Here is a 24018-nt window from a genome sequence, read left to right as displayed (position 1 = left end):
ACCGCCGGATGTCCGGCATTCGGCGGGAAAGGGGGCTGTCACATGCGGTATAAGTATTTACCTTATGTATTGTTGATACCTATGTTCGTCATGATTATCGTTATTGTGTTTATACCACTTTTGACAACGCTGACCTACAGTTTTCAGTCGTATCAGCTGTCTGATCCAAATGCGGACAGAGGCTTTGTCGGACTGGAAAACTATATCTCGCTGTTTCAGAGTGAGAGATTCCGTTCCTCGATTGTAACAAGCCTCATTTATATTCTCGGCAGCGTGGGCGGCATGTTAATACTTGCTCTGATCACGTCACAGCTGGCGAATCAGTCGTTTAAAGGGCGGTCGCTGTTTCGTGCTTCGATCCTGCTGCCCTGGGCAGTGGCTCCGGTTGTGGCGGCTCAGGCGTGGAAGTTCATGTATGACGCGGATTTTGGCATTATAAACCAAGTGTTATCTGGTATCGGTCTTATTGAGCGGAATATTCCATGGCTCGTGTCGGATAACCTTGCCATGCTCAGTGTCGTAACGACAAATATATGGAAAACCACTCCCTTGTTAACGTTGATCGTTATATCAGGGCTGCAGACGATATCCAAAGATTTATATGAAAGCGCGGATATGGATGGTTCGAATGCATGGCAGAAGTATTTTCATATTACCCTGCCGCTGATTAAACCGTTTATCATGCTGGGACTTATCTTTACGACGCTGCAGACGATCAATGTGATAGATATCGTGTACGTGATGACCGGCGGCGGACCGGGAGAAGCGACGGAAATTTTCACCCTGTATAACTACAAAGTGTTTTTTCAATATTTGGACTTCGGTTTAGGTGGAGCGATGGCCGTTATCGGAGTCATTGTTGTCGGCATATTGATAGCATTTTATGTCCGGGGCATGAGCAAAAATATGGATGCCTGAAAGGAGGGGAAATATGAACAGGAAATTAGGACCGTTATTCTGGATATTTTTTATTCTCATCGTGCTCGTTAATCTTGTTCCGTATGTATGGACGGTTCTGACGTCATTCAAATCGCAAAACCAGATTTTTGACGCGGGGATTTTTCCGGATCCCTTCATTATAGATAATTACGTGCAGGTTATTCTGGAGAGCGGATTTTTGTCGAATATCTGGAACAGTTTTGTCGTATCCGGGGTGACGTCGATAGTCTGCCTGCTGATAGGCGTGCCGGCTGCTTATTCGTTTGCAAGACTATGTTTCCGCTTCCGAAACCCGCTGTTTATGCTGGTTTTGTTTATTACGATTTTTCCGGGGATATTTATTATCAGTCCGTTGTTTGACTTCCTGCGCAGCATCGGCGCCATTGATACGTACTTTGCGCTGATTCTGCCGTATGTTGCCTATTTCACTCCGCTTGTCGTATGGATTTTGACCGGATTTTTCCGGACGATTCACCCGTCGATTGAAGAGGTGGCGATTATGGATGGGTGCGGGGTGTTCCGGATGATTGTCAAAATATTTCTGCCGCTTTCCATCCCCAGCATTTTGACGGTGGGCATCATTGCGTTTACGCTCGCGTGGAATGAATTCCTGTTTGCTTTGATTTTCACATCGTCCGAATCGGCGAGAACCGTACCAGTGGCAATTTCGCAGTTCCAGGGCGTCCATTCCCTCGATTGGGGACAGATGACAGCCGCCGCCGTGATCGCAACGATTCCCATTGTTCTCATATCCGTCGTGCTCCAGCGTTATATCATCAGCGGCCTGACTGCCGGAGCGGTGAAAGAATAACATACGATACCGGGGTGAATACAGAAAATAAGGGCGCGGCTTCTGATCAGTCTGTTGACAGCCGCGCCCTTATTTTTTGCATTTTTTTCGAAACGAAAGAAACAAAAAGCGGTTCGTTTGTTATAGTTGAATTATCAAACAAAAAGGAAATGAACAAAGCCAGCCTTGAGCATTCCATTATGACAAGAGAACGGATGACAATAACATTGAATACCAAGCACAAGCAGAAGTTGATAAAATTTTCGTTAATAGTATTGGCATCAGCCCCTTTTGTACTGATAGCTTCGTGCGCCAATTTCGATAATGGGGAGCTGATAGCCGAGAGTAGCACTCACGGGGCTGAAGATGCTGAATATTACCCAGTGTTTCATCAAAATGATTTCGAAAACAGATGGAATCAGTTTGATTTTAGGAACACCGCTTCAAATGTAGATTGGGAAGAATATGCTGTTATCTTTATAGCAACAATTGAATCAAAAAACTGTACAAAAGAAATAGAAAATATTGAATCTAATCCTGATGATAATGTTATAGATATAACACTGGAAGAAAATAATACACCTTGTTTAGAAATGGGAATACCAAAAACCTTTGTCATAAAACTTGATAGAGAAATGGTTAAAAATATGGAAAAAGTTCAAATTAACTCTGCTGATGTTAAACTTGGAAACGTTCACCGCCGGGACCCCGCCGTTTCATCAATAAACGCATTGTCATCTCATAAAAAAGATCCGATTATCCATGCAGGATAATCGGACCCTTTTTTTATTCAACATTTTTCGATTTCAACTCATATATGGTTCGTTCGTAAAAAGAAAATGTTTTAGGCTTCGAGGGTTTCGACGACTTTTTCGGCGGTGCTTTTACTGGATTGCGGATTCTGGCCGGTGACGAGCTTGCCGTCTACAACGGAGAAATCGCTCCAGCTTTCGCCGCGTTCGATGTTGGCGCCTTTTTCGCGGAGCTTGGATTCGAGCATGAACGGCATGTGCGCATCCAGCTGCATTTCGATTTCTTCATCATCGGTGAATGCTGCCATGCGTTTGTTTTTCACAACCGGTGTGCCGTCGGCGTAGGTGGCGTTCACCAGACCAGCCGGACCGTGGCAGACGGCGCTGATGACGTTGTTTTCTTCCGCGAAATGCTGCAGAACATTCTGCAGAACGTCACTGTCCGGGAAGTCGAACATCGTGCCGTGGCCGCCTGGAAGGAAGATAGCGTCATAGCCGTGTTTGTCTTCTTCACTCAGCTTGACGGTGTTTTTCAGAATACCTTCTGCTTCTTTCCATTCTGCACGGTCTTCGATGCTGTTTGGATCAAGCGGAACTTCGCCGCCTTCAATGCTTGTTACTTTCACATCGTATCCCTGTTCTTTAAATACGTTGTAAGGTACAGCAAATTCTTCGAGCCATAATCCTGTTTTGTGATCGTCGGAGATGGTGGTGTGGTTCGTCACGACCATCAGTACTTTTTTATCTGCCATGCAATCGACCTCCTTTATGAATGTGCGGGTACATCTTATAATGAATTTCCACCCCGCGTAAAAAATACTGCTCACGGACCGGCGTCCACTCCAGTCATTCCTCTTTTGGGGCGGCGGTAAACATAGGAAAGGAGTGTTTCCGGTGAAAATTGTTGTTCTTGGGGATACCCATATCAAAAAAACGGACAAACCGCTTCCGGACAGGCTCCTGCGGGAGCTTGGGGACAGCGGCCATATTATTCATACTGGAGACGTGCAGATTCCAGAAGTTCTGCATACATTGGAGCGGTACGCCCTGATGACCGCTGTACAAGGCAATGTGGACGGTGAAGACATCCGGGACCTCGCACCTCAAAAACAGCTGCTCGACATCAACGGCTGGGCGGTCGGTGTCGTCCACGGCCACGGGGAGAAAAAAACAACCGAACAGCGCGCGCTTGAAGCGTTTCAGGATCCGCCTGATATTCTCGTTTTCGGCCATTCCCACCTGCCGCTGCTGCGGTACAGCGGCAAAACGCTGCTGTTTAACCCGGGATCCCTCTTATACCGGCGCAGAGCGCCGTACTGCTCCTTCGGCATCCTCCATCTCGAAGACACCATAGAAGCTTCCCATGTTTTTTTGTGACAGGTTATGAAATAAAGTAAGAATGTTCCACCTATTCTTCTGTTCCAGCTACCGATTTCATCGATATAGAATGGTAACCTTTAAGTAACGGCGGAACCATGACATTTTTTTAACGACAAAAATGGTTGCGCTTACAAACAATGTAAGAACACAGGGGACAGGTTTTTTATCTGGAAGATTGGGTCTTTACCATTCTATTTTCATAAGGGAGGAATAGTGGATGAAGGAAAAGCTGAGGTTGGCGGCTGTGGGATTTTTCATTGTGGCCGGTACCGGTGCAGGCGTTCCGGCGCATTCCGGCGACGTACAGGCAGAGGAGAACGGGAGCGGTAAAGTAGAGACACTGCAGGTGGATGTCGGGAATGAATACCGGCCGGTCACCCAGGTGGCGTCGGGTGCTCTTTACGGGCTGGGCGAAGCAGGATATCCGCCGCAGGAACTCGTCAATCCGACAAAGCCTAAAATGTTTACACAGATGGCCCCGGGAGGCACTCATTTTCCAAACGGAGAAACAAGGGTGCTGGGGGATTCCCTGGAAGTAGCGCCAATGGCGGAAGAGGCCGGAGCATCTGTGACGATCCGGATGCCTGATATCTACCCGGATTTTCCGTATCAATGGGAAGGATGGAGTGACTGGGAGACGAAGGTGAGAGAAATTGTTCAGGACACAAAGGAATCGGGATCAGACAATATCTATGGATACGAAATATGGAATGAACCGGAATGGACGTGGGATGAAGAAGCGGCGGGACCTTTTTTGGAAGGCTGGGAACGGACATACAATCTGATAAAAGAAATGGACACAGAAACAGACATTATCGGCCCCAGTTTCACCCAGTATAATGAATCGCTGCTCCGGGAATTTTTAATTCACGCAAGAGATACGAATACGCTTCCCGATATTATGAGCTGGCATGAGCTAGGGAATCCGGAAGGCAATCATGAAAACGGCCCGGCGCCATGGGCGATTGAATCGCACGTAGAGAACTACAGGGCGCTTGAGAAAGAACTTGGTATTGAGCCGCTCCGCATTAGTATAAATGAGTACGGTGTCCAGTCCGAGCAGGCGGTGCCGGGTGCGATGATCCAGTACATCGCACCATTTGAAAGAGCCGGTGTGGATACGGCCAACCTGGCTTTTTGGTACAGACCGGGACGTCTCAGTAATTTATTAACGAGTGACATGGAACCAAACGGTGCATGGTGGACGTACAAATGGTACGGTGACATGTCAGGAAACATGGTGATGACAGAACCTGCCGCCACAGACGCAGCTGGACTCGACGGGGTGGTGAGTATCAGTCCGGACAAAGAAGAAATAAAAGGAATCTTCGGCGGTCATAATGGAGACGGCGTGCTTTCCATCGACGGATTGGATGAGGCTGCTTTTCTGGATGATACCGCACACGTGAAGGTGGAAGAAGCGTCGTGGCACGGAGTAGACACGCCGTTAAGCGAACCGGCGACCGTGTTTGAGGGAGAATTTACGATCACCGATGACAGCCTGACCATTCCGGTGACGGATATGGAAAAGTCATCCGGTTACAACTTGACCATCACCGCCTCTGGAGACGGTATGTCACGCTATGAAGCAGAACATGCCGCTGGACATCCGGATCAGGTCTCCGATGCTGATGCCCATGTGTCCAACAACAAATACGTGGGACTGCAGGATGACAGCCTGGATTTTCAAGTGAACGCTCCGGAAGATGGAGAGTATGACATAGCGCTGCGGTACGCCAATGTAACGACGGACAACGGAAACCAGCAGCTGAAGATAAATGGAGACACCCGGGATGTGGTTTTTTCGGAAACAGGGTCTTCCAGCTACGAGACGTACCGGACGACAGCTCATTTAGATGCCGGCACCAACACCATACGTCTAGCCGCGGACGGAGCGGTGGACGTCGATTACCTTCAGGTTGGCATGAAGCCTAAAGGACCATTTCAACTCCGCGCGGAAGCAGAAGATGCTGCGATAGAAAATGCTGTTACACATGATTCCAGCTATGCCTCAGATGGAGCGTTCGTCGGCAATATTGATTATGATAACAGCAGCGTGACCTTTGATGTCGAAGTGCTGGCGGGCGGCGCGTACACGATGGAAATCGGCTATGCGGACGGAACAGATGCCGAGAGCACCCATTCTCTTTCGGTGAACGGCGGGCAGACGTCGGAGATAACGTACGAGAACTCGGGTGGATGGATGAGTGATGTTCCCAATTTCGGTACAAGAAACCTGGAAACGACCGAGATTGAGTTAAACGAAGGGGATAATACAATCACGTTCGAAAAGGGGAGCAACTATGCCGAACTAGACTATATCTCCCTCACCAAATCCATCACCCTCGATACCCTCCGCCGGGATGTAACGACATTTGCGGACGAAGGTTTGATAAACAACAAAGGAATAGCAGACAGCTTACAGGCGAAACTGAAACAAGATAACCTGCAGCCTTTCATGAATCATCTTCACGCGCAGCGGGAAAAGCATATTTCCAGAAAAGCCGCTGATTCATTACTGAGGGATGCAGAACAGATGACGCGGTAAGAAGAAAACACGTAAAAGGAGCTGCCCTGTGCTATGCGGGGCAGTTCCTTTACGTGACTTGTTTTAATAGTATAATAATTTATGCTGTTTTTTGCTCTGCGTTGTAGTCGGGCAGCGGACGCTGGAATGCGCTTGTCAGATACAGAAGATAAAGGCCGCCGCCGGCTATCCAGATGGCACCGCCTATTAAAGTCGGCACATCGAGCAGCGCGATCAGCCAGATAATAAAACCGGCTCCGATAAAAGGAGATATCAGATTGGTGATGGTGGAGCGGATCGTTTTCGGACTGCCGTTTTTAAAATAAAGGCTGATCACACAAAGATTGACGAAAAAGAACGCACTTAATGCACCGAAATTCACAAAGCGGATGGCATCATCGACGGTAATGAAAATAGCTGCAAGGGACAGCACGGAGGCGATTCCGATGTTAAGTACCGGTGTATGAAAACGCGGATGCACGTAACTGAACACCTTCTTCGGGAGAATAGCGTCGCGCCCCATCACAAACATCAGACGCGAAACACTGGTGATAGAAGCCAGTCCCTGGGTAAAGATGGCGGCAATCAAAACGGTCATAAAGAGCGCCCGCAGCACGCTTCCCCCGACCAGTCCCATCAGCTCAAGCGCGGCAGAATCGGGATTCTGGATCGTGAACCCGGGATAGGAAAGCTCAATAAAATACGACATCGTGACGTGAAGCACCCCGACGACCGCGATCATAATGAAGATAGCCTTGGGAATCGTCCGGGTGGCATTTTTGGTTTCTTCGGACAAGGTGGTCATCGTATCAAACCCGAGAAAAGAGAACACAACCACGGAAGCGCCGGCCAGAGCAACGGACAGGTTCAGATCGACATCCAGAAAGGGAGCCGGTGAAAGAAGCGCGGCTGCACCACCGCCGGTAGCAAGAGCGTAGGCTAGAAACGCCGTGAATCCAATGATGAAGATGATCTGGAGCATAACAAAAAAACTGCTGATGTTGGCGGAGGAATTGACGCCGGCCGATGCAATCACTGCAAGTAGGACGATCAGACCAATAATCCATACAAACGATGGAACGGCCGGAAATTCCGCGTGCATAAAGGTTCCAAACGTTATCGCAGCGATAATCGGGGCGAATAAATAGTTTAAAAGCAGGACCCATCCGACGAGAAAGCCGACATTCGGATGAATCGCTTTTTTGGCAAATGTATACGCCGATCCGGAAATGGGAATCTTTTTGGCCATCACCGCGTAACTCGCTCCGGTAAAGAGCACGGCCAGGACAGCGAGAAAGTAGGCGGACGTCAGAAATCCATTGGATCCGCTGTAAGCCACGCCGAACACGGAAAAGTATATCATCGGTGTGTTCCATGCAAGACCTAGAAAAACAACCTGCGGCAGGGTTAAAGTCTTTTGTAATTGTCCATTTTGATTCATGACATGATAGCTCCTTTCATTATGTTGAAATAATGATTCGTATGTTTTGAACAATAACAGCTGCTGTCAGCTTTTGATGGTGTTTATTGTGTTGAAAAAACGATTGGAATTTCAATAAAAGTGTAAAGGAATCTAACACATAAAATTTCTAAAAGTTGAAAAATACCAAAGCGGCAGAGATTAAGGAATGTTTTTCAGAAAATAAGAAAAACAAAACAAAAACCATGTCAGGAAATATGACGTAAGTATTGCAGACAAACAATGATCCCGGCTAGACTATGAATCAACAACAGCAAAACAAATGCATAACGGTTTCCGTTCACCGGAAACGAAAAGCTTTCTAGGGTTCCGCCGGCATAAGCCGGGCCTGGTCCAAGAGAAAGCATACAGCCGCAGCTGTATACACGGAGGGACAAAAGCCCGGGAGATTTCAAAAATCTCCCGGGCTTTTATTTATTATCAAGGAATTGAAGGAGGAGTTTTCATGTTTGAAACGATACTCGAACCTGGAGCGAAATGGTCGAATGTGATTGCGAAAGGAAAAGCGGTCCGCTTTACGGCACTTGGGGACGGGGCGAATCTGTCCGCTCTCCTGTATAACAGCCGTAATACGACGGACCGGTACAACATGCCGGATACTCTCAAGGCCCAGCACACTTCAAAGCTGACAAAAGGAAATGTATTAATGAGCGATAACGGAAGAGTCCTTTCCAGTATCGTGGAGGACTCCCTCGGATGGCATGATCCCGTCGGCGGTTCTATATCCCGCGGCCAGGTCGATGAGCAGTTCGGAAAAACGAGCTTTCAGGAAGTATTGAATGACTATCTCCGCAGCGGGGACGAGAATTTCATCAAGGAACTGGTCCGAAACGGTTTGACGATGCGTGATATCGTGCCGAACGTGAATTTTTTCTCGAAAATTGCCGCCGCTCCCGACGGGTCGATGCAGTTTGAAAAGGGGCATGCAAAAGAAGGAGACAGCGTCACCCTCCGCATGGAAATGGATACTCTGCTGATTCTTTCCAACACCCCGAACCCGCAGGACCACGGGCTGTCGTATCCGTCTGTCCCGGTAAAACTGGAAGTGTTTGATACCCAGGCACCGGATGAAACGGATTACTGCGTGACCTTCCGGCCGGAAAACAAACGTGCCTTTGAAAACACATGGAACTATCATGCCTTAACGGTCTAAATCATAGAAGGAGGACGAAATCATGACAACCATAACAACAGTTAAAAGCCCGCGCCGAAAAGAAGATGCCGTGTATGAAGAATGGATTCCCGCCGGCGAAGGCTGGATGCGTGAAATCAGGGAAGGCCAGGTGTTCCGGATAGAGGATGTGGAAGGCAATGAAGCAGCCGATACCTTGTTCTTTGACGCGGATCATCCGGAGGACCACTACAGTGCCGTTCAGACCATCAACGCCCAGCAGAATGTATACGTCACGACCGGTACGGTGCTGAAAGCCGAATCTGGAAAAGATCTGCTTGAAGTGACCGCGGACACAGTCGGACGCCACGACACCCTCGGCGGCGCGTGTTCGGCCCAAAGCAACACCGTCCGTTATGCACATGACCGGCTGCCGATGCACAACTGCCGGGACACGTTCATGATGCAGCTGGCCACCAATGGTTTTGGCACCAAGCGGGATATTTCCCCGAATCTTAATTTCTTTATGAATGTACCGCTCAGCCCGGAAGGCGGTCTGGAATTTGACGATGGAATTTCCGGTCCGGGACATTACGTGGAAATGAAAGCCTGCACCCGTACGATGGCGCTCATCAGCAACTGCCCGCAGCTGAATAATCCGTGCAGCGGGTTTAATCCAACACCGCTCCGCGTGCTGATCTGGGACGAATAAATAAAGAATAAGGAGAGATTGTTATGTTCAGGAAAGTACTCATTGCCAACCGCGGAGCCATCGCTGTCCGTATCGAGCGAACGCTGCGGCGGATGGGGATTGCATCAACAGCGGTGTATACGAAAGCCGACCAGGACAGCCTCCATGTCGATCACGCGGATGAGGCGGTATTGATCGGGGAGGGACCGGCGCAGGAAAGTTATCTGAATACCGAAAAAATTCTACAAACCGCACTCGACACCGGAGCCGACGCTGTCCATCCGGGGTATGGATTTCTCAGTGAGAACGCAGACTTTGCCAGAGCCTGCGCGGAGCAGGGTATCACATTCATTGGTCCTGATCCGGAGCAGATGGAAGTGTTTGGATTGAAGCATTCCGCCAGGGAAATGGCAGAGAACGCAGATGTTCCCCTCCTTCCCGGAACGGATCTGGTCACCGGCCGGCAGGAGGCGGTAGAAGAAGCGTCCCGCATCGGGTATCCGGTTATTTTGAAAAGTACGGCCGGAGGCGGCGGCATCGGAATGCGTGTCTGTGAAGACGAAGAAGCGCTCAACGAAGCGTATGACAGTGTGAAACATCTGGCTGAATCAAACTTTAACGACGGCGGGCTGTTTCTTGAAAAATACATCGGTAAAGCCCGGCACGTGGAAGTGCAGATATTTGGCAATGCAGCCGGAGAAGTCACGGCCCTCGGTGAACGGGACTGCTCGATTCAGCGCCGCAACCAGAAAGTCATCGAAGAATCACCGGCCCCGAACCTGCGTGAAGCGGTCCGTACGGGAATGGCTTCGGCCGCCGAGCGGCTTGCGGCTGAAGCCGGATATCGGAGCGCGGGCACGGTGGAATTTCTATATGACCCGGATACCGAAGCCTATTATTTTCTCGAAGTAAATACGCGTCTGCAGGTGGAGCACGGAGTAACAGAGGAAGTGCTTGGCATTGACCTGGTGGAATGGATGGTGAAGGAGGCAGCCGGAGAACTTCATCATCTGTCCTCTCTTGTTCCCGAACCCCGGGGACACAGCATTCAGGCGCGGGTGTATGCCGAGGACTGCCGGCATGATTTCCGTCCGAGTGCCGGCGCGGTCGATCATGTTCGTCTGGCGGACGATGCACGCAATGAAACGTGGGTGAAGGATGGTGTTTCTGTCACCACGTTGTATGATCCGATGCTGGCAAAGGTCATTGTCCACGGCAGCAGCCGCGATGAGGCGCGCCGGAATCTGGCGGAAGCTCTTTCCGACACCCGCTTTTACGGCATAACGACGAATCTTCAGTATCTGGAACAGCTGCTTTATGATGATGAAGTCGCACGTGGTGATGTGTACACGCAGCTGTTGAAAGAGTTTGCGCCGCCGGAGCAGGCGCTTGAAGTGATCGAGGCAGGAGTGCAGACGACCGTGCAGGACTGGCCCGGACGTACCGGGCACTGGGATGTCGGGGTGCCGCCGTGCGGAGCGATGGATCCGTACTCGTTCCGGTTCGGCAATGCCATTCTCGGAAACGGCAGTGATGCGGCAGGTCTGGAGTTGACACTGCGCGGCGGATCTTACCTTTTCCGGGATAACATGTATTTCTGTCTCACTGGTGCCGATATGAAAGCAGAGCTCGACGGAGAAGCGGTACCGCTGTATAAGCCGGTAAAAGCGGAAAAAGATCAGGTGCTTACGTTCGGACAGGCTTCGGAAGGGATGCGGACGTATTTCCTTCTGGAAGGCGGTCTTGATATGCCGAAAATTCTGGACAGTTCCGCTACGTTCACCCTGGGTGGTTTCGGCGGCCACGGCGGACGGGAGCTTCGCCCGGGCGATGTGCAGAGAGTGCGGAAAGGATCAGTGCCGGAAAATGCCGCACCGGTTCCGCAGTCCGTGCGTCCCGGTATATCAAATACGTGGACGATCGGCGTGATTCCGGGGCCTCACTGCACAGAGGAATTTCTGCAGCAGGATTATCTGGATCAGCTCACCGGCACCGACTGGGATGTTCATTTCAACAGCTCCCGCACCGGTGTACGTCTGAATGGCCCGGCGCCGAACTGGACGAGGGAAGACGGCGGGGAAGCCGGGCTGCATCCATCCAATATTCATGATAATGCTTATGCGGTCGGGACACTTGATCTCACCGGGGATATGCCGATTCTGCTCGGCCCCGACGGCCCCAGTCTCGGTGGCTTTGTCTGCCCGGTAACGACGGCCTCTGCGGAATTCTGGAAAATCGGACAGCTTCATCCGGGGGATACCGTCCGGTTTCAGCTGTTGACTATCGAGGAAGCCGAGGATATGCGGAGCCGCCAGGAAGAGAATCTGAAAGCCGCCGCGTCCGGAGACCATGAGAACCTTGAACCGCTCCGCCTTCCGGAAACCGAGCAGACATTAGCTGCCGATTACCCGATCTTTATATATGAAGAAACGGGACGTCGTTTTCCGATTGCGGTCCGCAGCAGCGGTGACGAATATCTTCTGGTGGAGTACGGTGAAATGTCACTCGACTTAATGTACCGGTTCCAGGTTCAGGTACTTATGGAAGCGGTGGAAAAAGACGGGGCAATCCCCGTTATTGAAATGACACCAGGCGTGCGTTCCCTGCAGATTCATATCAATCCTCTTGAGATGACTGTCCATGAAGCCGGCTCCATCGTGCTCCGGATCGATGAACAGCTGCCGCCGCTCGAGTCGATCGAGGTGCCGTCGCGGATTGTGAAGCTGCCGCTCTCATGGAACGATCCGACGGTACAGCTTGCCACCGAGCGCTACCAGCAGAATGTCCGTCCGGATGCCCCGTGGTGCCCGGATAACCTCGAATTCATCCGCCGTATCAATGGACTTGACAGTATTGAAGACGTAAAAAAGATAGTCTTTGACGCGAACTATCTTGTGCTCGGTCTGGGTGATGTGTATCTCGGTGCCCCGCTTGCCGTTCCGACCGATCCGCGCCACCGGCTGGTGACAACGAAATATAACCCGGCCCGGACGTGGACGCCGGAAAACGCGGTCGGGATCGGAGGATCTTACATGTGCGTATACGGCATGGAAGGTCCCGGGGGCTACCAGTTTGTCGGCCGCACCATTCAGATGTGGAACAAACTGCAGTCCACCGAAAGTTTTGAACCCGGCAAACCTTGGCTGCTCCGCTTTTTTGACCAGATTCAGTTTTACCCGGTATCGCACGAAGAATTGAATGAATTACGGGAAGATTTTCTGCGCGGCCGGTTTGAAGCGGACATGGAAGAAACGACATTTAAACTCGGGGATTATCTTGAATTTCAGGAATCCATTAAAGACAGCGCCCGGACGTTCAGAGGAAATCAGCTGGCCGCTTTCAACGCGGAACGCGAACGGTGGAAAGAGCTCGGCATCGCCGAACATATCGGCGAAGAAAACAGCGGTGCTTCGGTGATGGAAGAGGAACTGCCGGAAGGAGAAACGGCTGCGCGTACCTCGATGCCGGGAAGTGTCTGGAAAGTGCTTGTCGGGCCGGGGCAGTACGTCGAAGAAGGCGAAACCATTCTCATAGAAGAAAGCATGAAAATGGAATTTCCGCAGCACGCGCCGTGCACTGGTTATATTACGTCGGTGCAGGTGGAACCAGGTGATGAAGTTCAGGCCGGCCAATTGGTTGCCGGCGTGCAGGAAGCGCAGCAAAGCGGGGTGTCGGTCTGATGGAGGCATGGACGATGGATTCGCTTCAAACCGCGTACCGGGACGGCCGCACAACACCGGAAGAAGTCATGGAAAACTTGGTCAGACAGGCAAAGACTGAAGAAGAAAAAAATATCTGGATCACGCCGCCGAAAATGGAAAGGATCCGTCCGTATCTCGATAAGCTTAACGAGATAGGGCAGGAAGAGCTCCCGCTGTGGGGTGTACCTTTTGCCATCAAAGACAATATAGACGCTGCCGGTATGACAACAACCGCCGGCTGCCCGGATTACGCTTATACCCCTAAGGAACACGCACAGGTCGTGGAGCGCTTGATCCGGGCCGGGGCGGTGCCGGTCGGCAAGACCAATCTGGATCAATTTGCGACGGGGCTTGTCGGTACGCGGAGTCCTTACGGGGACACGCATAACAGCCTGCGTCCGGAATTGATCAGCGGCGGGTCCAGTGCCGGGTCGGCGGCAGCTGTCGGACGAGGGCAGGTTGTGTTTGCCCTCGGCACCGACACGGCAGGATCCGGGCGGGTTCCCGCGGCTTTAAATGGAATCACCGGCTGGAAACCAAACTGTGGAGCCTGGCCCGTCAAAGGTGTCGTTCCGGCGTGCGAGAGCCTTGACTGCGTCACCGTCTTTGCCCACACGCTTTCGGAGGCACTGGTCGTAGATCAGGCGGTGCGCGGTGAAGAAGCAGAAGATCCCTGGTCGAAAGCATGGGAATCGCCGGTGCTTGAAACACCGGAGACGATACTGCTTCCCGAGGAAGAGCCGGCATTCTACGGACCGTTCGCCGACGCCTACCGCCAGGCCTGGAATACGGCGGTGGAACAATGGAAGAAAAGCGGCGTTCCTGTATCCTATATCGACACCTCCCTGTTTTCCGAAGCAGCCGCCATTCTTTACGGCGGGCCGTGGATTGCTGAACGATGGGCAGCGCTTGGAGATTTTGTGGAATCGAACCCGGGGAGTACGTTTCCTGTAACTGAAGATGTGCTTCGTTCCGGTGCCGGAACCAGCTATGACGCGGCTTCTGTGTTTCACGCCATGCACCGTCTGCAGCGGTTGAAAAAGCAGGCCGCACAGATTCTGGACCAGGCCGTGCTCGTACTGCCGACATGCGGAGGCACCTGGTACCGCGAAGACGTACGCAGGAATCCGATTCAGACGAACAGCGATATGGGCCGTTTCACGAATCACTGCAATCTGCTGGATCTGAGTGCCGTTGCCGTGCCGGCAGGGAACGCAGCGGAAGACCTGCCGTTTGGTATAACCATTTTCGGCAGATCGGATAAGGAAGGGCTGGCTGCCGGTGCAGCAGCTGCGTTCAGCGGTACACCGGTACCAAAAGAAAAGAAGAACCTGCGCCAAGCAGCGCCGATTGCGGTTTGCGGTCTTCACATGCGCGGTTTTGAGCTCGAATCCCAGATGAGAGAACACGGTGCTTCTTTTCTCCGGGAAGACCGGACCGCTCCGGTGTATCAAATGCTGAAACTGCCGGGTAATCCGGCAAAACCGGGCTTGGTACGAAAGCAGCAGGGCGGTGCGTCCATTCACGTGGAAGTATGGGAGATACCGCTGGACCAGCTGGGTTCGTTCACAACGGGCATCCCTGCCCCGCTTGCTATCGGGAATGTGGAGCTTGAGAGCGGAGAACAAGTACCCGGTTTTGTCTGCGAAGGGTACGCAGAACATGTATCAGAAGATATCACGGACGCAGGAAGCTGGGCGTCTGCGTTGAAATAGAGATGGAAAGAGAGCAGCGGATAGCATGGTCCGCTGCTTTTTTGTCATGTACCGGGTTTTTGCGGACACATTGGTGGGAAAAATGGCTGTAACGCAGATATTACGGACAAAAATAGAAACGAAGGCCGTGAAAATGTCTGTAACCTCAGGATACTGGACACTTTTCCATCCAACATGTCCGCAACCGGCATAGACTGGACATTCTTCCGCTTGACATGTCCATAACCACCGCAGCATCTGCTTCGTAAAAAATCACGAATCTACAAAGGAGATGAAGGGACAGGGGCAGAAGTGGTAGAATAAGAATAAAGCACGAAAAGGAGACTGGACATGACAATAAATATTGGATTCATGGGAACCGGGAATTTCAGCAAGAAGCACGCCGATATTCTGTCCAACCGTCGTGACGTGAACATCGCGGCGTTTTACGGGACGAGTCAGGAAAAGGCGGAGCGGATGGCCAAGCCTTACGAAGCCGCCGGTTACGGCGATCTGACGGAAATGCTCGACACTGAAAAGCTGGACGCCGCCTACATCTGCGTGCCTCCGATGTCGCACGGCTCGATTGAACAGGAGCTCATCGACCGCGGTATTCCGTTTTTTGTCGAAAAACCACTGAGCAATGAAGCAGACATGCCGGCGGATTTTGCCCGGCAGATCGAGGAAAAATCGCTCATTACCTCGGTCGGCTACCATTTCCGTTACAAGCAGAACACGCAGACGATGAAGAACTTTCTCGAACTGCAGGAGATCGGCATGATTACCGGACGCTGGATGAGCGGCATTCCGCAGACGGCGTGGTGGGCCGATCAGGATAAATCGGGCGGGCAGTTCAATGAACAGACGATTCATCTTGTGGATCTGCTGCGGTTTACCGCCGGGGAAGTGAAACAGGTGTATGCGGTATTTGCCAACACGGTGCTTGAAAAAAGGGAGGACCATGTCTCCATCGCCGATGTCGGGACCGTCACGCTGACGCTTGAAAACGGTATTATCGCCAATCTCTCCAACACGTGCGTTTTGCCCCCGCATGTGCACGACATCGGCATCACCTTCTATACCGATGACGGCATCTTAAGCTGGCAGCCCGACCGCGTCGAACACGACAGCGGCACCGTCACGGAAGAATACAACGACCGCGACGATCCATATGAAAAAGAAAACGAAACCTTCATCGAAGCCTTGAAAACGGGCGACCCCTCCGAAATCCAGTCGGACTACAGTGACGCGTTGAAAACTCAGCAGATCACCGCCGCCGCCCTCCAATCCGCCAAAACCGGCCAGGTCGTCGAAATTACCAATCAGGAAGACGAAACCAAAGCATAACGCACCCCGGCAGCAGACACGCTCTGCTGTCTTTTTTTTGTCCCGGGAAACGCCTCCCTCCTTTGCTACACGTCACAGTGTGTGACAATCGAACACGCAAGAGACTGGGATGAAAGCGTATACATTAAGCCGTTGGCAGGTGATAGAATGAATATTAGGAAAGGGGGAAGACGATGCAGCTTGACCAGCGGAGTAGTGAACTGTTGAATGAATTGGCTGTCAACCCCGGTCTGAAAAGCAAAGATCTGGAGACCAAATACAACCTCAACCGGCGCCAGCTGAAATACAGTTTTGACAAAATCAACGGCTGGCTGAAGACGAAAAACCTGCCCCGTATCGAGCGGACGAAGCAGGGGCTGTTCCTGATTGATCCGGTCGTTTCTTCCACGCTGTTTGAAAGTGAAGCCGGGAACCATTATGAAGACAGCATTCTTTCAGAAAAAGAAAGAGAAGATATTCTGCTTCTGCTGCTTCTTGGCAAAACGGAAGACCTGTCGCTGATTCATTTCACCAGCGCGCTGGATGTCAGCAAAAACACAGTTTTAAACGACCTGAAAAAAGTACAGGAGCGGCTCGAGCCTTATGATGTCAGTGTCGCCTATTCCAGGCGGTCCGGCTATGAACTGGACGGAAAGGAATTCGCCGTCCGGCAGGTGCTGCTCCACACCGTGGCCCGCCTTATGGAACATGCCGGGGCCGGGACGCGGTTTCTGGAAATGACCGACATTCGCGAAAAAGAGGTGACGTTTTTTCAGCATGTGATTCAGGACATTGAGCACAGCCTGCAGCTGAAATTCACCGACGAGAAAATGGAGTCGATGCCGTATGTGCTGTCGCTGCTTCTGCGCCGGGTGAACCAGGGCTATTGTATTGATCCGTTTTATATTCATTATGAAGAAGTGATGGATACGAAAGAGTGGAAAGCGACGGAAAAAATTCTCGAAGGGCGGACCGATGTGCCGGTGGAGGAGCGTCTCTTTATCACCCTTCATCTGCTGACGGCAAACGTCTACTGGGCGGACGATCTCACCGAGGATGCCATTCCGGATCTTTTGGAGGCGCTCGAGGAGATGGTGCGGTTGTTTGAAACGTATTCGTGTATTCACCTGCACCATAAAGAACAGCTTCTGCATCGGTTGATGCTTCACGCGAAACCCGCCTATTACCGGGTGAAATACAAGCTGACCGAAATCAATGAATGGGAGCTTGGGCTGAGTGAGGAATTTCAGGAGCTGCACCACCTGGTGAAGCAGTCCATCGGGCCGCTGGAGTCGCTGATCGGCGACCCGGTGCCCGACAGCGAAACGACCTACATCACGATGCTGATCGGCGGCTGGCTCACGAGACAGGGAGAAAGCATCCATGACAAAACCAAAGCGCTCGTCGTCTGTCCGCACGGGGTCTCGGTATCGAGGCTTCTGTTCGGAGAACTTCGGGATCTGTTTCCGGAACTCGTTTTTCTGGACGCGTTGTCCGTCCGGGATTTCCGCGAATATGAACTGGACTACGATATTGTTTTTTCCCCGGTTTTTGTCAAAACGAATGCGACGTTGTTTCTGGTAGGCAAAGTGCTGGAATCTGATGAGAAAAAACGGCTGCGGCGGCAGGTGATGTCGGAACTTCATGGGTATACCCCGGAACACTTGAATGTCGAAACGATGATGGATATCGTGCGCAGACACGCATCTGTGACTGATGAAGACACGCTGCAGCAGGAGCTTGAAAAATACGTGCACAGGGACGCGGGGGCGGTTGCCGCTGATCCCGCCGTCCAGCGTAAACCCCAGTTATATGAAATGGTTACCACGGACCGCATCCGGATTCAGCGGGAAGCACCAAACTGGACAGAAGCGCTTCAAGCCGCGGCCCGACCGCTTGTGGAAGACGGAAGCATCACAGAAGATTACGTAAACGCGATGCTGGCCGAGGGGCAGGAGGATCCGTATTTCATGCTCGGCAACCAGACTGCCATTCCCCATGCCAGCCCGGAATACGGCGTGCAGCAGGTGGGGATGAGCCTGTTGAAACTGGATCAGTGCGTCGCGTTTGATGAAAGCCACGATGTGCAGTTCATTTTCGTGATTGCCGCGATGGATAAACATGACCACCTGCAGGCACTTCGTCAGATTATGAAACTGTCACAAACCCCGAAAGATATTGAAAAAGTAAGGAATGCAGAATCTTCCGGAGAAATCCAAACTATTCTGCAGCAGTATGCATTCTAAGACTATGAGCAGAAGGAGTGCCGGCCTTGAGCGATTTATACATCGATGAAACGTTGATACTGAATGATTTGCACGCAGCAGACGCCGACGAGGCGCTTCGAACGATGGCTTTGAATCTGTACGACCACGGCTTGGTAAAAGAAAGCTATATTCAGGCAGTCATCAACCGGGAGCAGGAGTTCGCGACCGGTCTGCCGACGAAAGGACCGGCTGTGGCGATTCCGCATACGAACAAAGAACATGTCCACCAAAAAACACTCAGCATCGGCGTGCTGGCCACCCCTGTTCCATTTGGCATTATGGGAGAAGAAAGCGAAACGGTGCCGGTGGAGCTGGTGTTCATGCTGGCGATGGATGATGAGCACTCGCAGCTGTCGATGCTGCAGCAGTTGATGGCTATTTTTCAGGATGAACAGCAGTTATCGTTTTTCAAAAATACGAACGACAAAACGAAACAGAAAGAGGCGCTGATAGATGCGCTCTCATTATCCCGGCAAGGAGGTGAAACGAGATGAAAAAAAGAGTGCTTGTGGCATGCGGTACAGGAATCGCCACGTCAACGGTGGTGAACGATGCCATTGAAAACATGTGTGAGAACCACAACATTGAAGCAGAAATCATTCAATGCAAAATTTCCGAAATCGCAGGATATGAAGATTCAGCTGATCTGCTTGTGACAACAACCGTGACGAAAAAGGATTATCCGTTTCCGGTCATCAACGCCCGCGCATTTTTAACCGGTATCGGTACCGAAGAAACAGAGCAGGAAATTTTGCATGCGCTGAAGCAGTAAAACAGAAATAAAACCTCCCGGAACGGCCGGCGTCCGGGAGGGGTGACCTTTTATTTATCAATTATACATTTATTACTATAAAAGGAAATTAATAAAAATAAAGGGGGAAACAATAGTGCAGGGACTTATAGATGGATTTCAGGCATTTTTGGATATTGGTCCAACGGTTATTCTGCCTGTTGTCATTTTTATCATCGGTATTGGATTCGGTCAGAAACCCGGCAAAGCCTTTCGTTCCGGGTTGACGATCGGGGTGGCGTTTGTCGGCATCAACCTCGTCGTCGGACTGCTCGTCGATAATCTCGGGCCGGCGGCAGAGGCAATGGTGGAGCGGCTCGGGGTCGAACTGAACGTCATTGATATCGGCTGGCCGGCAGCGTCCACGATTTCCTGGGGGATTCCAATCGCCGCGTTTATTATTCCGCTGGCCCTTCTTGTAAACGTTATCATGCTTGTTACAAAAACAACGAAAACGATGAACGTAGATATCTGGAACTTCTGGCACTTCGCGTTTATGGCAGGCATGGTTTATGTGATGAGCGGCAGCATCATTCAAGGTCTGATTGCGGCGATTCTGTTTGAAATCGCATGTCTCAAGATCGCGGACTGGACGGCACCGATTCTCGAGCGCGAGTTCGATCTGCCTGGCGTATCAGTCGCAACCGGAAGCACAGCTTCGTACGCGCCGCTTGGCATCCCGCTCGTATGGCTGGTGCAGCGGATTCCGGGGATCAAGAAGCTCCACGCTGATCCGGATACGATCCAGAAACGCTTCGGCGTCTTCGGCGAATCAATTTTCATCGGACTGTTCCTTGGTATCGCGCTTGGTATTCTGGCCGGTTACCCGTTCGGAGAAGTATTCAACATCGGGATTACGATGGCGGCGGTTATGCTGTTGATGCCGCGGATGGTGAAGATTCTGATGGAAGGGCTCATGCCGATATCGCAGTCGGCGCGTGACCTGCTGCAGCGCAGATTCGGAGCGAAAGACATCTACATCGGCCTCGACGCGGCGGTCGCGATCGGCCATCCGGCGGTTATCGCGACGGCGCTCATCCTCGTCCCGATTACAGTGGCCCTTGCGATTGTGCTGCCGGGGAACAGTGTACTGCCGTTCGGGGACCTTGCCACGATTCCATTCATCGTCGCTTTTATTGTCGGAGCCGCACGGGGCAATATCATTCACTCCGTCATTGTCGGCACCGTCATGATCGCGCTCACGCTCTACATGGCTACCGATGTCGCCCAGATTCATACACAGATGGGTGAAGCAGCCCAGTTTGATATGCCGGAAGGAACGAGTCTGATTTCGAGTCTCGACCAGGGCGGCAACATGATCAACTACGTCATCTACAAATTCTTCTCGCTCTTTAATTAATGAAAAAAGGAGGGACGCGTGATGAAGGCGCTTGTGAAAGAACAAAAAGGGTACGGCCATCTCATCGTAAAGGACGTACTGGAACCTGCTCCCGGACCGGACCAGGTGAAAATCGAAGTGAAATATGCCGGCGTCTGCGGGTCGGATCTGCATGCCTATGAAGGGCATTATAACGTAAAAACACCGGTCATCCTCGGGCACGAATTTTCCGGAAAAGTGGTGGAGACGGGAAAGAATGTCACCGAATGCCGCCCGGGAGACCGGGTGACCACCGAGACGACATACGATATTTGCGGGGAGTGCCGGTACTGCAGAAGCGGGGACTACAACCTTTGTCCCCGCCGCATCGGCCTCGGCTCCAAACAGGACGGCGGCTGGACAAATTACGTCATCGCACGCAAAGAAAGCATCCACATGCTGCCGGAGGAAGTCGATTATGAAGCAGCCTCGTTAACCGAACCGCTCGCCTGCGCGTACCACGCGATGGAAAAAGCAGAGGTAAGAAAAGGGGACACTGCGGTCGTTCTCGGTCCCGGCCCGATCGGACTCTTGACCGCGCAGGTGCTCCAGGCGAGAGGTGCATCGGTCATCATCACCGGCCTCAGCCACGACAAGACGAGGCTTGCCAAGGCAGAGGAACTCGGCATCGATGAGCAGGTCAACATTGAAACAGAGGACGTGAAAGAAATCGTTTTGGAGCGTACGTCCGGATACGGCGCCGATCTTGTTTTCGAATGCACCGGCGCTCCACCGGCGGCCAATATGGGGCTCGATCTGCTGACGAAAAAAGGACAGTACGTCCAGGTCGGTATTTTTCCGGAGGAGAAAGTCTTGCTGAATGCAAGCGATATCATTCAAAAAGAAATCCAGGTGACCGGCACCCGCAGCCAGAAGGCGGCGGACTGGGAACCGAGCCTGGAACTGATCCGAAGCGGAACCGTTGATACAAAGGCCCTGATCACCCACGAATTCGATATTACCCAGTGGGACGAGGCGTATGATGCCATTAAAAACGGCGGAGGAATCAAAGTATCCTTAACGCCTGTCAATATGGAAGAAAGAGGGGATAACACATGATTCAATCGATGGTGGAAACGATGCTCGGTCCGTTGAATCCGGTGCTAGATATGTATACGGCCAACCAGACGTGGATTAACACCATTCTCGTAGCAGCGGCATCCGTCGGTATCTTCCGGCGCCGATTCGGCCGCGGGAACACGGAGGAATCATCGTCATGACGATGAAGGCGTTGACGCTGCACGGGCAGAAGGACCTCCGGATGGAAGAGGTGCCGCTGCCGGAAGTGACCGCGCCGGATGACGTCGTGATCCAGGTGGCGGCCGCCGGCATCTGCGGGTCGGATTTGTCCCGGTACGCCAAGCTCGGCCCGTATGTGAAGGGCATGACGTTCGGCCATGAATTCGCAGGTACGGTGCTTGCGACCGGAACAGGCGTCATCCACGTGAAGCCGGGCGACCGGGTGGCCGGCTGCCCCGCCTTTCCGTGCGGAGTGTGCCGGGAATGCGAAAAAGGAAATCCGGCCCGGTGCCGGGAGCTGACCGTGCTCGGTGCATTCCGGCCGGGCGCTTTTGCCGAACAGACGAAACTACCCGCTGCCAACGTCGTGCCGGTACCGGAAGGAGTAACGATGGACGCAGCGGCGCTGATGGAGCCGTCCGCGGTCGCCCTGCACGCCCTGTACCGCTCGGCTCTGGAACCGGGCGCAGCAGCTGCCGTGCTTGGCTGCGGCAACATCGGGCTGCTCAGCATCCAGTGGGCGAAACAATTCGGGGCAGATAACGTCTATGCGATCGATATCGATCCGTCCAAGCTCGAACGCGCCGCCCGTCTCGGCGCCGACGTCTGCCTGAATCCAAAAGAACAGAACGTGGAAGAAGCGCTGCTTGCATACAACGGGGAAGGGGTGGACGCCGCCGTCGAATCGGCCGGCTCTCCTGCCACATCCGTTCAGGTGCTCGCCCTGCCGAAGAAAGGCGGCGATGTCATCTACATGGGCATTCCGTACAATGATATCACGTTTGAACGCTACTACTTTGAACGCATTGTACGCAATGAACTCCGTGTTCTCGGCGGCTGGAACGCCGTCTCTGCCCCGTTTCCCGGCCGTGAATGGAGCGCAACCGCCGCGGCACTGGCAGATGGGACGATCGAAATGGAACCGGTCATCTCGCACCGCCTGCCTCTCGAGGAAGGGCCCGCCGTTTTTGAAAACATCATCAACCAGGAAGAGCCGTTCAGCAAAGTCATCCTGCATCCGAATGGCTGAACCACTTCATAAAAAAGACAGAGCCGCAGCGTTTTACTACTGCGGCTCTGCCTTCTTTTCATTTTTGCCTAGAGTATATGCCGAACATAGGAGAAAAATCACTCCTGCCCCCATTCCGACAAGCATGGCATACTCAAACACTTGATTCAGTGCGGAACCACCAGCAATGGATGCAGCAAACAACATTAAAAACATAACAGTATACTTATTTCTCATAATATTCTCAACCTCCGTCCACCGATTATATCATCATTCTGAAGTGGCATAAACTTAAATGATGACGGTGAAAAATTTACAAAGAATAGAGGTGTTAATCGAATTGTGAGTAGAGAGGTGAATCAACCTTTATCCATGAACAATGAACCGGAAGCAAAAAAATCATTGACTAAATCTTATACTAGAGGCCTTGTCATGGCTGTGACCCCATCGAACATTGTGTTCTGGATAGGTGTATTTGGAACCGCCTTAACAGCAGCTATAAATCAGGTTAGCGGATTTCAATTCTTTCTTGTAGCTTCGGGGATTTTAGTAGGTATATTAACTCACGATCTGCTTTTAATGGGAATTGTCAGTTACACCCGCAAATTTGTTAATCAGATTTTTATAAAATGGACCTCTATTACAGCTGGGGTTCTGTTCATTGGATTCAGTGCCTATTTTGGATATTTATTTATTGTGGAACTTAAACAGTTCTTATAAAGTCAACGTATATTGAAAATGAAAAGTAAATTCTTTTCCCAAACATACAGCACAGAGGGTATTGAGAGAGTGGATGGCTGAACATTCTGTCTTCGTATCGGATTCGGCGGGCAGCTGTGTTATAATAAGTGAGCGTAATAATCCAAGACAAAGGGGCTAACGCTCATGAAATACGGTTTTGCAAAACGGGTCAACCACATGCAGTCTTCGGCGGTGCGGGATAT

At 51.7% G+C, this 24018-nt stretch carries 21 protein-coding genes and 1 riboswitch; of the genes, 18 read left to right on the top strand and 3 right to left on the bottom strand.

The features are described from left to right. The first annotated feature begins 42 nt into the window (after window positions 1-42). The 3 genes from BM124_RS16760 to BM124_RS16750 are packed head-to-tail and all read left to right on the top strand — an operon-like array spanning window position 43 to window position 2502. Window positions 43-918 carry a carbohydrate ABC transporter permease gene (locus tag BM124_RS16760; RefSeq protein WP_093339243.1) on the top strand — a complete coding sequence of 292 codons (876 nt, stop codon included), beginning with the start codon at window positions 43-45 and terminating at the stop codon, window positions 916-918. A 13-nt stretch (window positions 919-931) separates the two neighbouring features. Next, window positions 932-1750, top strand: a complete 819-nt coding sequence (locus BM124_RS16755; protein WP_170841198.1) for a carbohydrate ABC transporter permease — start codon at window positions 932-934, stop codon at window positions 1748-1750. A 14-nt stretch (window positions 1751-1764) separates the two neighbouring features. Next, window positions 1765-2502: a hypothetical protein gene (locus tag BM124_RS16750; protein ID WP_093339240.1), complete on the top strand. Its 738-nt coding sequence runs from the start codon at window positions 1765-1767 to the stop codon at window positions 2500-2502. A gap of 71 nt (window positions 2503-2573) precedes the next feature. Here the strand turns inward: BM124_RS16750 and BM124_RS16745 are convergent, their stop codons facing one another. After that, window positions 2574-3233, bottom strand: coding sequence for a type 1 glutamine amidotransferase domain-containing protein (locus BM124_RS16745; RefSeq protein ID WP_093339238.1), 660 nt, complete (start codon window positions 3231-3233; stop codon window positions 2574-2576). A 142-nt stretch (window positions 3234-3375) separates the two neighbouring features. On the opposite strand from BM124_RS16745, the gene BM124_RS16740 reads away from it, so the two are divergent. Together BM124_RS16740 and BM124_RS16735 are read left to right on the top strand one after the other, a co-directional pair. Next, on the top strand, window positions 3376-3858 hold the full coding sequence (locus BM124_RS16740; protein ID WP_093339236.1) for a metallophosphoesterase family protein: 483 nt from the start codon (window positions 3376-3378) through the stop codon (window positions 3856-3858). A gap of 220 nt (window positions 3859-4078) precedes the next feature. Beyond that, window positions 4079-6409, top strand: a complete 2331-nt coding sequence (locus tag BM124_RS16735) for a CBM35 domain-containing protein (protein WP_093339235.1) — start codon at window positions 4079-4081, stop codon at window positions 6407-6409. Window positions 6410-6488: 79 nt separating this feature from the next. Here the strand turns inward: BM124_RS16735 and BM124_RS16730 are convergent, their stop codons facing one another. Beyond that, entirely contained in the window at window positions 6489-7829 is a 1341-nt protein-coding gene (locus BM124_RS16730) for an APC family permease (RefSeq protein WP_093339233.1), read from the bottom strand. 329 nt (window positions 7830-8158) lie between these two features. Further along, a riboswitch (guanidine-I (ykkC/yxkD leader) is annotated at window positions 8159-8258 on the top strand. A 55-nt stretch (window positions 8259-8313) separates the two neighbouring features. Here BM124_RS16730 and BM124_RS16725 point away from each other — a divergent pair. The 12 genes from BM124_RS16725 (at window position 8314) to BM124_RS16675 (ending at window position 23095) form a co-directional block, all read left to right on the top strand. Then, window positions 8314-9021: an urea amidolyase associated protein UAAP1 gene (locus BM124_RS16725; protein WP_093339268.1), complete on the top strand. Its 708-nt coding sequence runs from the start codon at window positions 8314-8316 to the stop codon at window positions 9019-9021. 22 nt (window positions 9022-9043) lie between these two features. Beyond that, a complete protein-coding gene (locus BM124_RS16720; RefSeq protein ID WP_093339231.1) occupies window positions 9044-9691 on the top strand; it encodes an urea amidolyase associated protein UAAP2 in 648 nt (215 codons plus the stop codon). Between the two features lie 23 nt (window positions 9692-9714). Continuing rightward, on the top strand, window positions 9715-13350 hold the full coding sequence (gene uca, locus BM124_RS16715) for an urea carboxylase (RefSeq protein ID WP_093339229.1): 3636 nt from the start codon (window positions 9715-9717) through the stop codon (window positions 13348-13350). Window positions 13351-13364: 14 nt separating this feature from the next. Then, entirely contained in the window at window positions 13365-15086 is a 1722-nt protein-coding gene (gene atzF / locus BM124_RS16710) for an allophanate hydrolase (protein ID WP_244504385.1), read from the top strand. 330 nt (window positions 15087-15416) lie between these two features. After that, entirely contained in the window at window positions 15417-16412 is a 996-nt protein-coding gene (locus BM124_RS16705) for a Gfo/Idh/MocA family protein (RefSeq protein WP_093339225.1), read from the top strand. A gap of 173 nt (window positions 16413-16585) precedes the next feature. Further along, the gene (locus tag BM124_RS16700; protein WP_093339223.1) at window positions 16586-18637 is read left to right on the top strand and encodes a BglG family transcription antiterminator; all 2052 of its coding nucleotides are present in this window, start codon (window positions 16586-16588) and stop codon (window positions 18635-18637) included. Between the two features lie 26 nt (window positions 18638-18663). Next, entirely contained in the window at window positions 18664-19152 is a 489-nt protein-coding gene (locus BM124_RS16695; RefSeq protein WP_093339221.1) for a PTS sugar transporter subunit IIA, read from the top strand. Then, on the top strand, window positions 19149-19430 hold the full coding sequence (locus BM124_RS16690) for a PTS sugar transporter subunit IIB (RefSeq protein WP_093339220.1): 282 nt from the start codon (window positions 19149-19151) through the stop codon (window positions 19428-19430). Before BM124_RS16695 ends, BM124_RS16690 begins: the two co-directional genes overlap by 4 nt. Window positions 19431-19545: 115 nt before the next feature. Then, the gene (locus BM124_RS16685) at window positions 19546-20808 is read left to right on the top strand and encodes a PTS galactitol transporter subunit IIC (protein WP_093339218.1); all 1263 of its coding nucleotides are present in this window, start codon (window positions 19546-19548) and stop codon (window positions 20806-20808) included. 21 nt (window positions 20809-20829) lie between these two features. Next, on the top strand, window positions 20830-21885 hold the full coding sequence (locus BM124_RS16680) for a zinc-binding dehydrogenase (RefSeq protein ID WP_093339217.1): 1056 nt from the start codon (window positions 20830-20832) through the stop codon (window positions 21883-21885). Beyond that, complete coding sequence (locus BM124_RS19065) at window positions 21882-22046, top strand: hypothetical protein (protein WP_170841197.1); 165 nt, start codon at window positions 21882-21884, stop codon at window positions 22044-22046. Before BM124_RS16680 ends, BM124_RS19065 begins: the two co-directional genes overlap by 4 nt. Continuing rightward, window positions 22043-23095, top strand: coding sequence for a galactitol-1-phosphate 5-dehydrogenase (locus BM124_RS16675; protein WP_342028647.1), 1053 nt, complete (start codon window positions 22043-22045; stop codon window positions 23093-23095). The genes BM124_RS19065 and BM124_RS16675 overlap by 4 nt, the downstream gene beginning before the upstream one ends. A 36-nt stretch (window positions 23096-23131) precedes the next feature. Here the strand turns inward: BM124_RS16675 and BM124_RS16670 are convergent, their stop codons facing one another. Further along, complete coding sequence (locus tag BM124_RS16670) at window positions 23132-23311, bottom strand: hypothetical protein (RefSeq protein ID WP_093339215.1); 180 nt, start codon at window positions 23309-23311, stop codon at window positions 23132-23134. Between the two features lie 105 nt (window positions 23312-23416). Here BM124_RS16670 and BM124_RS16665 point away from each other — a divergent pair, with 105 nt between their 5' ends. After that, window positions 23417-23794, top strand: a complete 378-nt coding sequence (locus tag BM124_RS16665) for a LysE family transporter (RefSeq protein WP_139217148.1) — start codon at window positions 23417-23419, stop codon at window positions 23792-23794. Window positions 23795-24018 lie beyond the last annotated feature (224 nt).

This window comes from Salibacterium halotolerans, from assembly GCF_900115625.1.
In the GTDB taxonomy this organism is placed as follows: Bacteria; Bacillota; Bacilli; order Bacillales; family Marinococcaceae; genus Salibacterium; species Salibacterium halotolerans.
This window is presented reverse-complemented; position numbering and strand designations above follow the sequence as displayed.